Source organism: Desulfobacula sp., assembly GCF_014237455.1.
GTDB lineage: Bacteria > Desulfobacterota > Desulfobacteria > Desulfobacterales > Desulfobacteraceae > Desulfobacula.
In genome coordinates this window covers 53,284-71,451 of sequence record NZ_JABZFL010000041.1, presented here as the reverse complement: position 1 = coordinate 71,451, position 18,168 = coordinate 53,284, and the positions used below count along the sequence as shown (strand labels likewise).

Below are 18,168 nucleotides of genomic sequence, written 5' to 3'. Positions count from 1 at the left end.
AGCCCTGCCTCGGAGCATTTTTGCTTTTCTATAAACAGCAGGCTTTCCATAAAGGAGAAAGCGATATGAAGATGTTTTGTCTTTCGCTACTGTCGTTGTGTATTTCCTTTTATTCTATTATTTTTTACTTACCCGTCAGCTATGCAGAAATTCTGCACGGTACCCCACAGGACGATACTATTGTCAGTACAAGCATCCATGAAGGTATCATCAGTTATGAAGGCGATGATACAATTTTAATTGAAGGCAGCTCTCAGATTATAGGAGATAGCTTGCAGACATCTGAATCGACTGCTGATGCAGATGTTACTGCGGTTGATGCCGGAATTGGGGATGACCAGATTACAAACAATGGTGCGGTCAGCGCGAATGCTGATGCAGTTGCATTGCCCGTATCGGAAACCGCATCGACTGCCACTTCACGAGCAACCGCAATCAATACCGGAGACGGCGTGGACGGAGTGGAAAACACCGCGATCATTGAAGTGACTTCAACTGCCACTGCGACCACAGATGATATGGTCTTTACGGCTGCGGGTGATAACAGCGTGGATGTCAGTGCCAGCGCCACGGCCGCTGCAACTGGAATAGGCAGTGGTGTTGGGAGTCTTACGATTACCAACATTGATACGCTTACAGTCAGTGCAGAAGCGAACGCTTCTGCAGGAGAATTTACGACGCAGCTCGTGGACAAGGCCAGTATGGATGCGGGCGTCACAGCAGAAGCAACATCAATAGGAATTATAGGCGGTCCTGGCGAAGATGATGGTGTTAGTCCTTCCGATATCATTACTAACGAGGGTTTGATTAAATCAACCGCTACAGCAAAGGCCGATAACTCAGATTTCAGAAATGAGGTGATGGACTGGTCGGTCGCAGATACAACTGCATTAGCCAGTGGCGAGGCCATTGGAATAAAAACAGGTTTGAAAAACAACAGCGTTGAAAACCATGGGACGATTGAATCCACTGCTACAGCGCAGAGCGAACTTTGGAAAGTTGAGTTTAATATTACAGACTGGGGTCTTGGGTCTTCCGGCCTGACGGTGGAGTCGAAAGCAACCGGAATCGAGGGCAACGACGGAGCAGATCAAATCACCAACACCTGGTCCATTACTTCCACTGCGACATCCGGGGTGGACAAGGTGGGCATAAATTTCACTTTCGTTGATCTCACTGTCGGTCCCGGCTTCTGGGGGGAGCTTCTGGGCACCAGTGCGGGCAGCGCGGACACCCTGTCCACGGCGACTGCGGTGGGGATAAGCGGTGAGGGGGGAGATGACACTATCTCCAATACAGGTACAATAAATGTTTCGGCCACTTCAACTCTTGAAGGAACTACAGTTTCAATTGGTGCCGAAGGTATCCCGAGCTCTGTCATTGATGTCCTTCAAGGAAAATCGCTCGCCAGTGCCAGCCCAACAGCCGAGACTTCCGCCATTGGAATCCGTGGTGGGATTGGCATAGATACCATCATCAATGAAGGCCCAATCACAGTGCAAGCCAATTCGACTGCTGAAGATATCAGTGTGAATCTGAGCCTGCCTATTCTGGAACCGGTAATGGATATGCCCTCTCCGGCATTTGCCTTGGGAGGAGCGGGGGTTACTGCTTTGGCAGAGTCAGCAGGGATTGAAGGGGGCGAAGGAGACGATAACATCACCCATAATGGGAATCTGATCGATGTTGACGCAACGTCAACGACGACGGGGGTGACTGTTTCGGCTGCTCTTCAGGGAGTATTCGATGATATCGATAAATTCGACCTTCAGGCCTCGGTTGCAGATACTTCTATAAAATCAGAGTCCGTGGCCGCGGGCATAGATGGTGGGGAGGGGAACGATACCATTTTGATTACTGATTTGCGCACACTAAACTCTGATGCAACAGCCACTGCAGCGAGTACTGCAGTATCCGCAGGGGTCCAGGGGAAAATTGATGGGGCGCTCAATGTTGGAGTCTCGATGGCAAGGGCGGATACTACGGCCTCTGCTATTGCAGCGGGTATTGAAGGAGGTGAAGGTGACGACACGATCGATACTGCCGGAATAGTGACAGTTACCGCTGATCCTTCCTCAACAAGTACAGAAGTCGTCGCTGAAGTTCAGTTGTCCGTAAAAGACTCTGCCAGTGTGAGTGGCGCTATAGCTGATACCTCGACACGGGCAGCAGGTGAAGCAGCGGGAATCATTGGCGGTGAAGGAGATGACAGCATCACCAACTCCGGCCTGCTCAGTGCAACCGCTACGCCGGAAGCAGAATCTAAGGATATTATTGTCGATTTTCAGAATGTTGACCAAGGACTGGTGGCCGGATTGACCTATATCGATGCTGAAACACGGGCGGAGGCAGAAGCTGTAGGCATCGAGGGGGGCAAGGGGCAGGACAGCATCACAAACACAGCTACAGGACAGATCGAGGTTAATGCGGATTCAAAAAGCACCAGTACATCTGTAGGAGTGACGGCCGCAGTCGGTTTCACCAAGGAGATGAACGCAATCTTCGGTGGTTCGGTTACCGACGGCACCACCACAGCTGTATCAACCGCGATCGGGATTGATACAGGTGATGAGGATGATACGGTTAACAATTATGGCCTGATAAAGGTCCAGGCCAACGAAGAGGGAGGCGATCCGGACGCCGATTCCACTATGGTATCAGCCACTGTAACTGGAACCCGAGAAGGACTTACGGCCGGATTCAGCTATGCTGATGCTCAGACAAAGGCCGAGGCGACAGCTATTGGTATAGACACCGGTAGTGGTGATGACACAATCACAAATGCAAATATGGAGCTTGAAGACGGATATTCATTGGACAGCTCTGCTTATGCAGTCTCTTTGAGTGATACTGTGGCGGTCACTGTCAGTGGAGCGTGGAAGGGAGTTGCCCTTGGTGCATCATTGGTTGACACCAGCACTTTGGCCACTGCCAGAGCTTCCGGAATAGATGCCGGAAGTGGAAACGACAAGATTACAAGTGAGTCGGCTATCCGGGCAAATGCCGAGGCAGACGTATCTTCAACCAACGTTTCCGTTGACGTGGCCGTTGCGATAAAGGGCGTTAGCGCCGGAGCGGCAATATCACTCGTGGAAACAAATTCGGAGGCCGTTGCTGCTGGTATCGACAGTGGTGACGGGGAAGATCAGGTCACCAATCGATCAACAGTTGAAGTATCGGCCGAAGCAACAACCAAAACAGATACGATCACGATCAATATCTCTACGGCCGGAGCCGGTATAACTGAAGCTTCTTCAACGGCCAGTTCTGAAAGTGTAGGCATAGACGGTGGCCTGGGCGTTGATACTTTAAAAAACGAGGGTGACATCAATGTTGAATCGACCTCGACTGTTGATGGTTTGGGAGCAACCGCCAATTTTTCGGGTTACGCATCCGGAGATGTCAGCAATACAGCTCTTTCAGGAGCCGTTGGTATACGTGGAGACTATGGAAGTGACGAGTTGGCATCAGGTGACACAATATCCAACCTCTCCGGCGGATCTGTTACAGTAGATTCTCACGCCAAAATAGATGCCGAAAATTATGTAGTACAAGGCGGTGGGGCTTTGTTTGCAAAGTCTGTGTCAACAGTCGATGCGGATGCAATCGGTATTGCCGGCGGTATGGGATCAGACACATTATTGAATGAAGGGAACATAGATGTAGCATCAGATGCAGTGGCTGATGTAGTAGGTCTGAATTTTCAGCTTTTAGGGGTAACCCTGGCAAGTGCTGGAATAAATTCAGACGCAAGCGCCACTGGTATTTATGGTGGCAACGGCAGCAACGAGATTACCAACAGCAAGGACGGTGTCATAAAGGTAGTGGCCGAAGTTGATACCCTGGCTGGCTCGGTGAGTGCAGGATTCAGTGCCGGAGTCGATCTTACGGGTGTTACGGCTAAAGCAATTGCTACAGGAATTCAAAGTGGTGATGCAGAGGACGACATCAAAAACCACGGTGACATCAACGTTACTACCAGTGCTTTAGGAGAGGCAGGCAATGGAGCCATCGGGCTTGCCTATCTGACCAACGCGACCTCGTTTACTGAGGCAATCATCCATGGGATAAGCAGCGGTGGTGGCAAAGACTTGATCGTAAACACCGGATCGATGACCATTGGGTCTGTTGAACCGGCCAGCGGACCTCTGGCCAAGGCAGACAGCGAGAGTTTTGCAGCCAGTTTATTCTCATTTACCATCTCCAGCATGGGAGCCAAGGCGCAGGCAACAGGCATCTCAGCCGGTGATGGCGATGACACGGTTCGCAATTCAGGTAACATAGATGTCGGGGATCCGGTCAACTGGATGGTCGAGGGAGAGTCGTTAGGATATGCAGGTATGTTTATAGGGTTAGAGGTTGGAGTTGCCGGCACCTCGGTATCAGTGGACTCTTTCGGTATTGACGGCGGCGAAGGGAATGATGTGATCATCAATGAAAAAGTTGATGAAATAGCTGGCAAGATCGATGTACATGCCCGCGGATACGCATACGCTGATGCGGAAGCAAAGGTCAGTACAATTGGTGGTGGAGGGGCAGATAGTAAATCGGTAGCAAATACCTCTGCGACAGGCATTTCAGGCGGGATAGGCAACGACAGCATTGAAAATAACGGCGAGATATCGGTGGATGCATACGGTCGGGCTGAAGGTGAAGCTACTGTTTGGATTGGGTGGGGTGGACCTGAAGCCACGATGAAAGCTGAAGTGAACGCCGATGCATTTGGTATTGATGCAGGAGCCGGTAGCAATACTATTTCCAATTTTAGTACCATTGACGTTCATTCAGGTGGCGATACATGGAGTTATTCCGAAGCAGATACAGACATTGGAGACAACAAATCCATTGCAACCTCGGACATGACAATTAACGCCTTCGGTATTGCGGCAGGAAATGACAATAATACGGTGACAAATTCGGAAACAGGAACTATTGATGTCACAGCCCGTGCCGGCAAATCACCCATTGCAACCGTCGTTAAATCTTATGCAGACGAGGATTCGACCGCCTCAGCTATTGCCCATAGCAGCAGCGCCGGTATATCTTTGGGCGACGGCGGCAACACGGTGGTCAATAATGGTCAGATTACCGTGGCATCTGAGGTGATTCAGAAATCCCACGGATTAGCAAAATCTGTTCCATCCGATTCCTTTGCCAGATCAAAGACCGATGCCTCGGCAGATGCCGCAGGGATCAAAGCAGGGAATGGAGATAATTCAATAATAAACACAAACACCGGGACAATTACAGTGACTGCCGTAAATACGGGTATCGCGCTATCAGACTATCCCTCTGCGCACCTCATGAATTCGTTGGCATACGCCGGCATGGAGGACACCGCGCTGACCTCCAATGCTGCGGGTATTTCAGCTGGAGACGGTGTCAATATTATTGAAAATCATAACAATATTATCATATCATCCTCCGTCGATGCTGACGCTTGGGCATATGCCAATACAGCAGGCGCCACAAACCATGCTGAGGCATATGCGGGGGGAGATGCAAAGGCTGAAGGAATTCTCGTTGGAAATGGTCAAAACATACTCAGGAATTACGGCAATATGACTGTTAGTGCTGCAGCAGATGCCTATGCATATGGCCACGGGGAGGATTATGGCTGGGCATTCATCGGAAGTGAAAGTTCACCGGGTGTCAGTGCTGAGGCGCTCGGGATTTCAGCAGGTCAGGGTATAAACGAGATCATCAACTACGACACCGGCACCATAGAGGTCAATGCCACCGCAATCGCCCATTCGTATGGCTATGCCGATACGTATGCCGATGATCCCCATGGAAAGGCCATTGCCAATTCCTATGCGACTGCAATAGGAATCCAAACAGGAGACGGAGGGAACACCGTCAAAAATTACGGCACGATTAATGTAACTGCGGATGCAGATGCCACGACGGCTTTGCATGTTGATTCGACCTGGGGTGATGAACATCGATATAGATTTTCTTTTGCAGACACCTGTGCCATGGGGATTCAGACAGGCGATGGGGATGATATGATCACGAATGAAGGCACAATCAGCGCGACAAATATTAAAAACGGCATTTCAAGTTTACGAGTGGGTATCACCTCGGGCGGCGGTAACGACTGGCTTTTTCTTATAAACGATTCTGAGACGAATGGGCACATTGATTTGGGTGAAGGAGACGATAGGCTGACACTTTCCGGCACGCCACTGGTTGTGGGCGACGTAACAGGAGCGGCTGGAATTGATACGTTAATATTTGACGGACTCGGCAGTATTGATTTTGTTCCCACGGCCTTTGAAAATGCGGTTAAACAGGGCGCTGGAATCTATTCTGCGACAAGTCTCCCAACCATGCAGCGAATCGAGGTCAATCAGGGAACCCTTCAAATAGACAGCAATTATGCCATGGCAGATGATGCCAGCTTTAAGACATATGTGAATGGGGATGGAAGTCACGGCCAGTTGAACGTGAACGGCAAGGCGCAATTGAACGGGGAGCTGAATGTGGTCAAAGAACCGGGCGTTTTCATAAACGGAACCCGGTACGATGTCGTATTGGCCGACGACGTTGATGGAGTATTCAGCAGTGAAACGCTGCCGGAGGATAAGCCGCTGCTGAGTTTTCAGGCATTCACCTATTCTGACCGAGTGGAAGTCGAAACCTTGGCTAAGAGCTTCACCACCGTAGCTGACAATTCTTTGCAAAGGACAATCGCGCAGCATCTGGATGATATCACACCTCATGCTAACGGCGACATGTCGCTGATCCTAGGAGAGTTTCAGTCTCTGTCAGAATCTGACTTCAACAAAGCGTTTGCCAGCTTAAGCCCCGATCTTTACAATAACTCCACCAGAACTACCCTCAGCAGCACACAGCAATATATTAAAACTATTCAGCAACGCATGCACAGCCTGCGTGCCAGCCTGAAGACGGCCGCAGCTGAAACCCGTCCCGGATATGGCGTGTGGATGCAGGGGTTCGGACAGTGGGGTGACCAGGACGGTGAGGATGGTTTCATCGGATATGACTATGAGCTTTATGGCGGGACGCTCGGGGCAGACCGTTTTTTGAATGATCATATGCTTTTCGGCATCAGCCTGGGCTTTTCAAGAGCGGATATCGATTTTGAGCACAACATGGGTGACGGTGACATCGATGCTTCCATGGTCTCGCTATACGGCAGCTGGTTCACCGGGCGCTATTACCTGGATGCCTCCCTTTCCTATGGCTACCAGGAATATGATACCATCCGCAACATTACCATCGGTGACATTGAGCGCACCGCTGCCAGTGATCATGACGGAACCATTTTTTCCGGTTACCTGGAAGGGGGATACAATTTCAGCTTTGATCGCTGCATGCTGGGGCCGTTCGCCGCGTTGAACTACCTTTCTCATAGTGAGGACAGTTTTACAGAATCGGGAGCAGGTGCTCTCAATCTGAGGGTGGACGATCGCCGGACTGAGGCATTATTTTTCCAGATAGGTGCTGTAGCGGCCAGACGACTGACGTACGAGAACTTTGAACTGATGCCGGAGCTTCGCCTGGCCTGGAAGCATGATTTTGCCATTGATGACCAGGTCATCACCGGGGCATTTGCCGGTGCACCTGGTACCAAGTTTTCAATTGATGGCCAGAATATAGACTCAAACAGCCTTTTGCTCGAAGCCGGGGCCACATTTTTTTATAAAAACGGTCTATCTTTCCCGATCAAGTATACAGCCGAGTTCCGAGATGGTTACATGGCACAGGAAGTGTTTTTCCTGATCCGCTATGAGTTTTAAAAGAATGAGCACAGAAAAACCCTATAAATTCAACATCTGGCCGGTGGGATCACCTGTGGTTTTTTTAAATCTACAGGTGATCACTGTTCTTCTTCAATCATGGGAATGAACTTTAAGTTGGCTTTTGGAAATGCAAAAGTATCAATATCTTTGAGCCTGATCCATTTAAAATCAATGGGTCCGGTTAAGTGAATCCTGCCGGAGATATAGCGGCAATAGAAAATGTCCATTTGAATTTTAAAATGGGTGTAGGCATGGTGTATGGTTGTCAGATGAGATTCTATTTGGGTGGTAATACCGGTTTCTTCCTGTAGCTCTCGGATGCAGGCAGATGAGGCATCTTCATGTTTTTTAAGTTTTCCCCCTGGAAATTCCCACAATCCTCCTAAAAGACCCTCAAGCTTTCGCCGGGTGATCAGGATTTTTCCATTTTTCCGGACAATTCCAGCGGCAATATGATAGGTGGGAACCTTTTTGGCCCTAACCCGCCTGGGGAACGCATTCACTTTATCAGACAAAACTGCTTTGCAAAATTCAGAAACCGGACAGGTGTTGCATTGTGGGTTCCTTGGAGTGCATAATAATGCGCCCAGCTCCATCATGGCCTGGTTAAATGTTCTCGGTTCGTTTTTATCAAGAAGACTGTCGGCATAATCTTTGAACTGTTTATGGGAAGAGGGTTTATTGACAGGATATTTGATACAATACAGTCTTGCTAAAACCCGTTTGACATTTCCATCCACCACAGCAAATGGGTGACCAAAAGCAATACTCTGGACAGCCGCACCAATATAGTCCCCTACTCCGGGCAGCTTTTTAAACTGATAAAAGTCATCCGGGATGGCACCGTTTAAGTCATTTGTGATGATAGCAGCAGCTTTATGAAAATTTCTGGCCCGGGCATAATACCCTAGTCCTTCCCACATTTTGAGAACCGTTCCAAGATCAGATTCAGCCAGATCCTGAAGGGTGGGGAAATGATCGATAAAATTTAAAAAATAGGGGATTACCGTTTTGACCTGGGTCTGCTGGAGCATGACCTCTGATATCCAGATACGGTACGGGTCATGGCTCTCCCGCCAGGGAAGCTTTCGATGATGTACCTGATACCATTTTGCAAGGTTTGCTTGAAACCGGCAGATGTCTGTTTGTTGTTTCAGATGGAATAATACGTCTTTCACTATCCGGTCAGGGTAGCGGATAAAATAGGTTAACTTAATTTATGGGCGTAAATGAGAATTTTTGTCCGCCAATGGATACTTCATACATCAACCCCCCCAGAGTGTGGACAAATATGGCCATTCCTTTAGTGTATTTGGTTTCTGCCTGGGTGCCGGTGGCGGGTCCTATGCTTGCCCCGGCTGTAGTACCCTGGGTACTTGCCTGTGCCTGGGCTGCCGCTGTGATGACGACGGCAGACGCAGAACCGTCAAATTCAAAGTTTCCGCCTGTAAACTCATTATAGGCGCGTTTATCCTGGAAGAAAATGATTTGACTGAAGGCCTGTCCTCCCAGTTGGAAACCAATACTTATTTTCATCAGCGTGGCTGTACCTGAAATTTTTGCCTGTTTGTATACTCTGCCTGAACCATAGGCGCCCCCCAAACCAATTCCACCCTTTCCAACAGTTGGAAACACGGCATATCCATATGCCTTATTAAAAAATGGTTTTACAGCATCCGACTTATTAAACACGTTAATGGCATCTGAATATTTGTCTGCCATTGCATTGTTTGGAACGAATAATAAAAGAATAGCAAAGAACAAAGATAAGCTTAGTTTAATCAATTTCATCATCTGCCTCCTTGAGGGTTAAATGTTATTTGTTATAGTTCTTTTTTAACAGTATTATTGTTTTAATTCCAGTTATTTTGGATGTTCTGAGAATAAAATAACAGCTTTTTATTAAGGAAAAATATAAATTGGTTCTTGAAAAGTTCATATTTGATAAATATAATACGACTTTGACCCCCTTGGATTTATTATGAAACCAAATATGAAACGCCTCTTATTTTTTTTGCTGCTGGTTTTTGTTGTGGTGATTGGTGTCCTTCACACCCTTACCCCTGGACACATGATTTTTTACCATGATACTTATCGGAGGCTATGCTATTTTCCCATTGCTATCGGTGCCATTTTGTATGGTTTACGGGGAGGGATTTGTCTTGCTGTTCTTTCCTGTATGGCATTTGTCCCTCATCTTTACATGTTCTGGGCAAGGGGACCGGAAGCTTACTACAGTGAATTGTCGGAAATATTATTTTATCTTGCTGCCGGGGTTGTGATCGGGCTTATTTCAAGCAGGGAGAATAAATTAAAGGGAAAATATAAGAATCTTTCGGAAAAATTGGCTGGATCGTATAAACGTCTTCACGATCAGGCTTCCCAGCTTGTAGAAGCAGAAAAACAATTGGGAGAAAGTCAAAAGCTTTCCCTGCTGGCCCATGTGTCGGCATCTCTTGCCCATGAAATAAAAAACCCTTTGGCTTCCATAAAGGGGGCAGCTGAAATCCTGGCAGATGAGGTGCCTGAGAATCATCCAAAACATGAATTTATTGAAATTATGCGCTCTGAAATTTCAAGGCTGAATCATTCAGTGGAAGATGTCCTGAAATATTGCAGGGGCCAACAGCAACATGACAAAGTGAGAAAGGAACCGGTTGGAAAAATTATAAACCAGGTGGTCTTACTGCTTGAAGCGGGACTGGAGGAGAAATCCATCCGGGTTTCCATTCAGACGGAACCCGAAGAGAAGGAGTTTGTGACAGACGAAGCCGCCATGATTCAAGTTTTGATGAATATTATGATCAATGCCGTTGATGCCGTTGAAAAAAACGGCAGAATCATTATTGAACTTGGTAAATATGAAAGGGGGTGTCTCATTCGTATTTCAGATGATGGACCCGGGATAGATGAAGGCTTGTTTGAAAAGGTGTTCCAGTCATTTGTGACATTCAAGGAAGAGGGAACAGGGCTTGGACTTTCTATTTCAAAAAGGATAGTTGAAAGCTTAGGGGGAAAAATATTTATTGAAGAATCAACCCTTGGCGGTGCAGCTTTTTCAATATTTTTGCCTGAAAAAACACTTGGAAATAATGAGAGTATCAAACATGTCTGAAGTCATATTATTAATTGATGATGATCAAAGTTTAAGACGGGTCACAGAATACAACCTGACCGAAAAAGGGTTTAATGTTGTAACAGCAGCTTCGGGCGGACAGGGGCTTGAATATTTTAAAACAACCTCTCCGGATCTTGTGGTGACTGATGTTAAATTAGGGGATATGAACGGGCTTGATATTCTAGGAAAAATAAAAGAAGACGCACCCGATATCCCAGTGATTATCATGACGGCATTCGGATCCATTGAAATGGCTGTTCAGGCTATGCATAAGGGCGCTTTTAATTTTATCACCAAACCGTTTGATCGGGATACCCTTATTTTGTCCTGTAAGAAGGCACTGGAACTTAAGAAGTTACGTTCAAAAACAAAGCTGCTGGCAAATGAAATTAATCGCCTTACCGGTACGGAAGGCATTGTGTCAGCCAGTTCAGTCATGAAAGAGTTGCTGGATACGGCATCCAGGGCTGCAAACAGTGAGGCAACGGTTTTAATTACCGGTGAATCCGGTACCGGTAAAGAAGTTCTGGCACGGTTGATTCATCAGAACAGCCCCCGAAGTAATGGCCCCATGGTTGCTGTCAATTGTGCGGCTATTCCGATAGGATTATTAGAAAGTGAGCTTTTTGGTCATGTGAAAGGATCTTTTACCGGTGCCATAAAAGACAGGAAAGGCCATTTCCAGACTGCTTCCGGCGGGACACTTTTTTTAGATGAGATAGGAGAGCTGGCAACCGATATCCAGGTCAAATTATTAAGGGCTATTCAGGAAAAAGAAGTCCAGCCCGTGGGATCGGAAAGGGTAAAGACTCTAGATATCAGGATTGTTGCAGCCACTAACCTAAACCTTCAAAAAAAGATTGTCCAGGGAGAATTCAGGGAGGATTTATATTACAGGTTGAGTGTGATCCCTTTATTTATCCCGCCGTTAAGGGAGCGAATCGAAGACATTCCTGCTCTGGTAAAGCACTTTTTAAAGAAATTTGATGCGCCCCGGGATGTTTTTTTCTCTCCCAAAGCCCTGGAGGTACTAAATGCTTATCAATGGCCGGGGAATATCAGGGAGATGCAGAATATTGTCGAACGATGTATTATTTTAAGGAAAAAGACGGTGATTGAGCCTGAAGATCTTCAGTTGCTTGATCATAAATCATTGGTGTTACCCCTTACTCCTGTAATTCCTAATGAAGGGATTGCTCTGGAGGATATTGAAAAAAGTTATATTTTAAAAGCCCTTGAAAAGGCTGGGCAAAATCGGTCGGAAGCTGCCAGATTGTTAAAAATTCCCAGACACGTTCTTTTATACCGACTGAAAAAGTATGGCCTGTAAGATTGTAGACTATTCTACATTTGTATGTGGAATAGTCTTCGAATCAATTTTTTCTTAGGTGGGCTTTTCTCGCTCACAATCAAATAATTTCTTATCTTTTCAATCTGTTAGAATTTAATCCAATCAAATTGAACCATTGGCACGGGTCTTGATTTATAGGTGGAAGTAGATTGCTAAAAAAACACTTAAACACTTGGAGGATAATGTGAAAAAAACAAAGCGTATTATCTTTTGTTCTGTTGTATTGGCTCTGGTTTTAATGGCAGGATGGGTCATGGCAGAAAAATCCCAGATCCGAAATTTAAGCCGGGTAGTTCTGAAAATAGACAGTCTGTCCTGCGGGGGATGCTTTCCCACGATCAATGCAGGGCTTACGCCTTTGGAAGGGTATTCAGGCATGGGCGCAAATTTATTCAGAAAATTGATTGCAGTAGATTTTGTCGCACCGTTAACGGCTGAGAAAATAACCCAGACACTTTTTGACATCGGTTATCCTGGGAAACTGGAAACGGTTGATGCCATCTCACAAAAAGAATCTTTTGCCTATATTGAATCCAAAAGAACCGGGTTTTCATCTGGCGGCGGCAGTTGCTGCAGTGCCGGTGGGCTCCCTCCAAACAGCAATAACAATCAAGGTTCACCCGGCCGGATAGCACCGCCTTCCGGCTCATGCTGTTCACTTCCGGGCGTTTCTCAACCAACAGAAACTCTTTAATCCTAAGGAAAAGAATGATGAAATTATATCAGAAAATACTCGCTGGATTTATGATCCTTTTGATACTGCTTTTAGCAGGTTCAAATGCTTATGCACTTTTTGGGAGCAAATTCAAAACCTTGAAGCCCAAAGATGGAAATGTCTATATTCCTATAAATGAAGTGAATGACGGAAAGGCGCATTATTTTAAAACAAAGTCAGATGACGGGACCCTGGTAGACTTTTTTCTGGTTCAAAGTACTGATGGGGTAATCCGTGCTGCCATTGATTCCTGTGATGTCTGCTATCGCTCCGGTAAAGGATATGTCCAGGATGGCAATGTCATGGTCTGTACCAATTGCGGCAGACGGTTTGCCACGGACAGGATCAATGAAGTCAAAGGCGGATGCAACCCGGCTCCGTTAATGCGGGTGGTCGATGGGGATAATCTTGTGATCTCTATGCAGGATATTAATACTAACGCATGGTATTGCAAGTATAAATAGTGCCCATCGAAAATCGCCAATTTCCCCGATTACTGCGTTGGCTTTTAATTTTTATCCTCGAAATACTAAATGTATTCCTCCGGTAAAAATTAAAAGCCCGCCTTGTACTCGGAAAAATTTTCAAATTTTCGATCAGGCACTAAATGGCTTAGATAAAGGGTGTTTATATGGCATATGATCCGGAAAAATATCGAGAGAAAAGAGAGAAAGTCCTTGGGATAAGGAAAAGAGGCTTGGGATTTGGCACCATCGCAGTGATCGTATCTTTGGTTATTATCGTGGGACTGAGTGTTGTGACGGTTCCCCAGGCAATTTCTTATATGGCTACGCGTCATTTGGATGATGCGATTTTTAAGCTGGAATCGGATTCAACCTGGCCTGAGAGTGTTATTACAGGGATCAATACGATTCAAGGGGTGAAAAACACGGTTACAAACAAGCATACCACACGTCTTGTTGTTACCTATGATCGGCGTCTGGTCAACCTTTCCAAGATCACGGCAAAGTTTGAGCAGCCTAATTTGAATGTAACCCTGCTCAATCAGGTCAACCATCGTCAGCATCAGAATACAATGAAAAAAGAGGAGGAAGAACTTGAAGCTTCATAATATCTCTTTTGGAAATATTAAACGTAGAAAAGGAAAAATGTTTTTTCTGGTGTTGGGTCTTGTGATCGGTATTTCAACGGTTGTCACTCTTCTTTCCATTACCCAAACCATGACCCGGAATATTGAGGAGCGTCTCAATCAGTTCGGCGCCAATATTGTCATGGTTCCTAAAAGTGAGAACCTGTCACTCAATTACGGTGGTATTGATGTGGGGGGTGTCAGTTACAAGGTCCGAGAATTTGACCAGGAACAGCTGGAGGACATCAAAACCATAAAAAATTATAAAAACCTTTCTATTATAGCGCCTAAAGTTTTGGGGCCTGTCACGGTAAATGGTAAAAACGTTCTGTTAATGGGAGTGTTGTTTGAAGAAGAACTGGCCTTGAAAACCTGGTGGCATAAAACCGGCGGCACCTTTCCTGAAAAAGAAAACGAGGTAATGCTGGGGTCTCAGATAGCAACCCTTTTGGGGTTTAAAACAGGTGGTATCATAAATCTTTCAGGCAACTCCTTTAAAGTGGCAACGATTTTAAAACCCACAGGTGCTTCAGAGGATGATGCCATTATTGCAAGCTTAGGTGCCAGTCAGAGACTTTTAGGAAAAGAGGACAAGCTCTCAATGGTTGAGATATCTGCCTTTTGCCAGGGATGTCCCATCTCGGAAATGACATTACAGATTGCAGAAAAATTTCCCAATGCAAAAGTGACCGCCATGAAGCAGGCCGTCATGTCCAAAATGCAGTCCATTGATATGTTTAAATCCTTCAGCCTGGGTGTATCTATTATTGTGATTCTCATCGGCTCATTGCTGGTCCTGGTCACCATGATGGGATCGGTTAACGAGAGAACAAGGGAAATCGGAATTTTCAGGGCCATCGGGTTCAGAAGTGGGCATGTTATGCAGATTATTTTGCTGGAAGCTATGCTGCTGGGTATCATTGGCGGTATCCTGGGATTTGTCATCGGAAACCTGATTGCATACGGTATTATTCCCGTTATGATCAAAGATGGTGCGTTTGCCGGAATTAACGCAAACTTAGGGATCGTCTCCATATTTATGGCTGTGGCTTTAAGCCTTCTGGCAAGCCTTTACCCTGCCTTTAAAGCCAGTAACATGGACCCGAGCGAGGCATTAAGAGCGCTTTAAAAATTAGAAAGAAAATAAAAATGACACAGGTTAATCATTTAATCGAAATTCACGGATTGAAAAAAATATATCAAAGTGGCGACATCAAAGTAGATGCCATTAAACAGATGGATTTTTTTATTGATGATGAGGAATTCATTGCCATTATGGGACAGTCCGGCTCAGGTAAGAGTACGCTGTTATCCATCATGGGGGCGCTTAATCACCCGACAGAGGGCCAGATCCTTGTGGATTCCCTTGATCTCTATTCTTTAACCGCTGAACAGCGGGCTGATTTCAGGAGTGAGTATATTGGATTTATTTTTCAGTCTTTTCAGCTCATACCCTATCTGACAGTGCTGGAAAATGTTAAACTTCCCATGGCGGTCACAGGTCAGAAAAAGAAGATCAAAAACCAGATGGCCTTAGAAATGATTGACCGGGTCGGGCTTGGGGCCAAGTCCCATCGGCTGCCGGATCAACTGTCAGGCGGAGAGCAGGAAAGAGTGGCTGTTGCAAGGGCCATTGTCAACAAACCTCCCATTATCCTGGCAGATGAACCCACAGGAAATCTGGATTCAAAAACTGCCGAAGAGATTATGCTGCTGTTACAATCTTTAAATAAAGACGGGCATACGGTTATTGTTGTAACCCATAATCAGGACATTAAGGCCTATGCAACCAGAAGTATCAAGGTCCAGGACGGAGAATGCTTTGCATGAAATAATTATTTTTTTTGATGGCAGGGTTAAATGGTTTTAAATCCTTGTTGACAACACGGCTATGATTGCAATAGAAATTGTAAATGAAATTAATCATACAGGTAATCAGCTTTGGCATCGTGTGCTACAGTCTTATTCTGGTTGTACTCTATTTTTTTCAGGACAAACTTTTATTTTTCCCCGGCCCCACCCCATTTGGGAACTGCCCTGAAATGGAGCAGCGCAATGCCAGGGCAGAAACAGTCGGGGATATCCGTTACTATCTTAAGACAAAATCAGATCCTGACTCCTGGATTATCATTTTCCACGGAAATGCCGGCAACGCATGCGATAGGGTCTATTTTCTGGATTTTTTAAAGGAGTTTAATTCCAATCTGGTTGTATTTGAATACCCTGGCTATGGGAAAGATTTAAATACGCCTGGTGAAGCCATTTTTCTTAAACAGGCGCTTGAGCTGATTTTTCATATCAAAAGAAAGGATCAGGAGAACCTGTCCGTATATCTTATGGGGGAGTCCCTGGGAACCGGAGTGGCCACATGGATAGCAACCCGAACCGATATCAAAGGTTTGATTCTTATTTCTCCATATACCTCCATTGCACAGGTTGGCCAGCATCATTATTTCTGGCTGCCGGTTAAATTTTTAATGAAACATAAATTTTTAGCTCACACCTGGGCCGGACAAACCCGGACACCGGCCATCCTCTTTCATGGCATTAATGATGATATTATTCCGATTCATTTTGCCCGTCAGCAAATTTTGAATTTCAAAGGAGAAAAAGAACTGGTTGAGATAAAAGATTGCGGGCATAACGATATTATGGATACAGGAGAAAAGATCCTTCAGGGGAAAATCCACGATTTTATATTAAAGGCCAGGGGTAATTAAGGCCTGAATATCAGGCCATGACAGACATTGCCATGGCTTGATACTGTTAATTCTTATTGGGCGTCATTGATTCCCACTTCTTCAAAGGTTTTAATGTCTGCCAGAATTCTTGTAGAAAGATCCATAAGCTCCATGCAGACCGCAGCACCCGTTCCTTCTCCCAGTCTGAATTTTAAATCAATCAAGGGGTCAAGTCCAAGTTTTTCATGCATGAACCTGTGACCCATTTCCACAGATTTGTGGCTGGCAAAGAGATACTTTTTTGCAGCAGGTGCAAGTTCGCAGGCAATCAAGGCCCCGGCAGTGGAGATGAACCCGTCACAGATGACGGGAATGCCTCTGGCAGAAGCTCCCAGGACAAGACCGGCAATGCCGCCGATTTCAAGGCCGCCGACTTTTGACAGAACATCAATGGGGTCATCGGGATCAGGCTGGTGAAGGGAAAGGCCTTTTTTTATAACGGCAATTTTGTTTTTCAAGGCCTGATCATCTATGCCGGTGCCGCGATCCGTAAGTTTTTCAACTTCAATGCCGGAAAAGGCTGCAATGATGGCAGAAGACGGGGTTGTGTTGCCGATCCCCATGTCACCGGTTCCCAGGAGATCAACAGGAGTCTCTGCATCAAGTTCATTTACAATTTCAATCCCCGCTTCAATGGATAAAATAGCCTCTTCCCGGGTCATGGCAGGTTCTTTTGTAAAATTGGCTGTCCCATATCTTACTTTTTTATGAAATATGGGAAGGTCGGGTTCAAAGTCATGGTTAACCCCCAGATCAGCTGCTTTTACAATGGCTCCAGCATGCTTTCCAATCACATTGACTGATGCTCCGTTGTTTGCAAAATTATATACCATCTGAGGGGTGACTTCAGACGGGAAAAGACTGACCCCTTCCTGGGTCACCCCGTGGTCACCGGCACAGGTAACGATTCTCTTATTGGAAAGTTTCACATCAATGGTGCCTTTGATGGCTGCAAGCCTTGCAGAGATATCTTCCATGACTCCCAGGCTTCCGGCTGGCTTGGCCTGGTTGGCAAGTCGTTCCTTGGCCGCATGGAATGCGTCCTCATTGAGTGTTTTAGAGATAGATTGGATGGTCTGTTCTAATACTGTCATAGTCTCCTCGCTATTGGACCTCTTGCAAAATCAAAAAAGGGTTTTGCAAGAGATGAATTCTTACAAAACCCTTTGCCATTGGGTTTCACAAAGATTGTTACCTGGCTCGTCTTCTGACTTCCGGCATTAAATCTGTTTTTTTGGCCTTCCCGCTTTCACAGTGGCTATAGCAAAAAACAGATGTTTCCGATCACAGCGGCGGGACCGTCACGGAGTTTCACCGTATTCCGTTGGCCAAGGCAACCATAAAAAATTACGATAATTATTTACAAAACAAAGGAGATCAAGTC

The 18,168-nt window shown here is 46.0% G+C and carries 12 protein-coding genes and 1 riboswitch; of the genes, 9 read left to right on the top strand and 3 right to left on the bottom strand.

Translation table 11 applies throughout. From position 1 onward, the window contains the following. The first annotated feature begins 20 nt into the window (after nucleotides 1–20). A complete protein-coding gene (locus tag HGJ91_RS06175; RefSeq protein WP_291346835.1) occupies nucleotides 21–7,766 on the top strand; it encodes an autotransporter outer membrane beta-barrel domain-containing protein in 7,746 nt (2,581 codons plus the stop codon). Nucleotides 7,767–7,846: 80 nt separating this feature from the next. Here the strand turns inward: HGJ91_RS06175 and mutY are convergent, their stop codons facing one another. Beyond that, nucleotides 7,847–8,947 (bottom strand): A/G-specific adenine glycosylase, encoded by a 1,101-nt coding sequence (mutY, locus tag HGJ91_RS06170; RefSeq protein WP_291346834.1) that lies wholly within the window; start codon nucleotides 8,945–8,947, stop codon nucleotides 7,847–7,849. Nucleotides 8,948–8,981: 34 nt separating this feature from the next. After that, nucleotides 8,982–9,563, bottom strand: a complete 582-nt coding sequence (locus HGJ91_RS06165; protein WP_291346833.1) for a hypothetical protein — start codon at nucleotides 9,561–9,563, stop codon at nucleotides 8,982–8,984. Nucleotides 9,564–9,750: 187 nt separating this feature from the next. On the opposite strand from HGJ91_RS06165, the gene HGJ91_RS06160 reads away from it, so the two are divergent. The 8 genes from HGJ91_RS06160 to HGJ91_RS06125 all read left to right on the top strand — a co-directional run bounded on the left by HGJ91_RS06160 (nucleotide 9,751) and on the right by HGJ91_RS06125 (nucleotide 16,763). After that, a complete protein-coding gene (locus HGJ91_RS06160; protein ID WP_291346832.1) occupies nucleotides 9,751–10,884 on the top strand; it encodes a HAMP domain-containing sensor histidine kinase in 1,134 nt (377 codons plus the stop codon). Further along, complete coding sequence (locus HGJ91_RS06155; RefSeq protein ID WP_291346831.1) at nucleotides 10,877–12,217, top strand: sigma-54 dependent transcriptional regulator; 1,341 nt, start codon at nucleotides 10,877–10,879, stop codon at nucleotides 12,215–12,217. The genes HGJ91_RS06160 and HGJ91_RS06155 overlap by 8 nt, the downstream gene beginning before the upstream one ends. Nucleotides 12,218–12,422: 205 nt before the next feature. Beyond that, nucleotides 12,423–12,932, top strand: coding sequence for a heavy-metal-associated domain-containing protein (locus tag HGJ91_RS06150; RefSeq protein WP_291346830.1), 510 nt, complete (start codon nucleotides 12,423–12,425; stop codon nucleotides 12,930–12,932). A gap of 14 nt (nucleotides 12,933–12,946) precedes the next feature. Then, nucleotides 12,947–13,417: a DUF2318 domain-containing protein gene (locus tag HGJ91_RS06145; protein ID WP_291346829.1), complete on the top strand. Its 471-nt coding sequence runs from the start codon at nucleotides 12,947–12,949 to the stop codon at nucleotides 13,415–13,417. Nucleotides 13,418–13,584: 167 nt separating this feature from the next. Beyond that, nucleotides 13,585–14,025: a hypothetical protein gene (locus tag HGJ91_RS06140; RefSeq protein ID WP_291346828.1), complete on the top strand. Its 441-nt coding sequence runs from the start codon at nucleotides 13,585–13,587 to the stop codon at nucleotides 14,023–14,025. Next, nucleotides 14,012–15,172, top strand: a complete 1,161-nt coding sequence (locus tag HGJ91_RS06135) for an FtsX-like permease family protein (RefSeq protein ID WP_291346827.1) — start codon at nucleotides 14,012–14,014, stop codon at nucleotides 15,170–15,172. Before HGJ91_RS06140 ends, HGJ91_RS06135 begins: the two co-directional genes overlap by 14 nt. 20 nt (nucleotides 15,173–15,192) lie before the next feature. After that, nucleotides 15,193–15,873, top strand: a complete 681-nt coding sequence (locus HGJ91_RS06130) for an ABC transporter ATP-binding protein (protein WP_291346826.1) — start codon at nucleotides 15,193–15,195, stop codon at nucleotides 15,871–15,873. 83 nt (nucleotides 15,874–15,956) lie between these two features. After that, nucleotides 15,957–16,763: an alpha/beta hydrolase gene (locus HGJ91_RS06125; RefSeq protein WP_291346825.1), complete on the top strand. Its 807-nt coding sequence runs from the start codon at nucleotides 15,957–15,959 to the stop codon at nucleotides 16,761–16,763. A gap of 53 nt (nucleotides 16,764–16,816) precedes the next feature. On the opposite strand, the gene cobT is transcribed toward HGJ91_RS06125, so the two are convergent. Next, on the bottom strand, nucleotides 16,817–17,878 hold the full coding sequence (gene cobT, locus HGJ91_RS06120) for a nicotinate-nucleotide--dimethylbenzimidazole phosphoribosyltransferase (RefSeq protein ID WP_291346824.1): 1,062 nt from the start codon (nucleotides 17,876–17,878) through the stop codon (nucleotides 16,817–16,819). 85 nt (nucleotides 17,879–17,963) lie between these two features. Then, nucleotides 17,964–18,141, bottom strand: a riboswitch (cobalamin riboswitch). Between the last annotated feature and the right edge of the window lie 27 nt (nucleotides 18,142–18,168).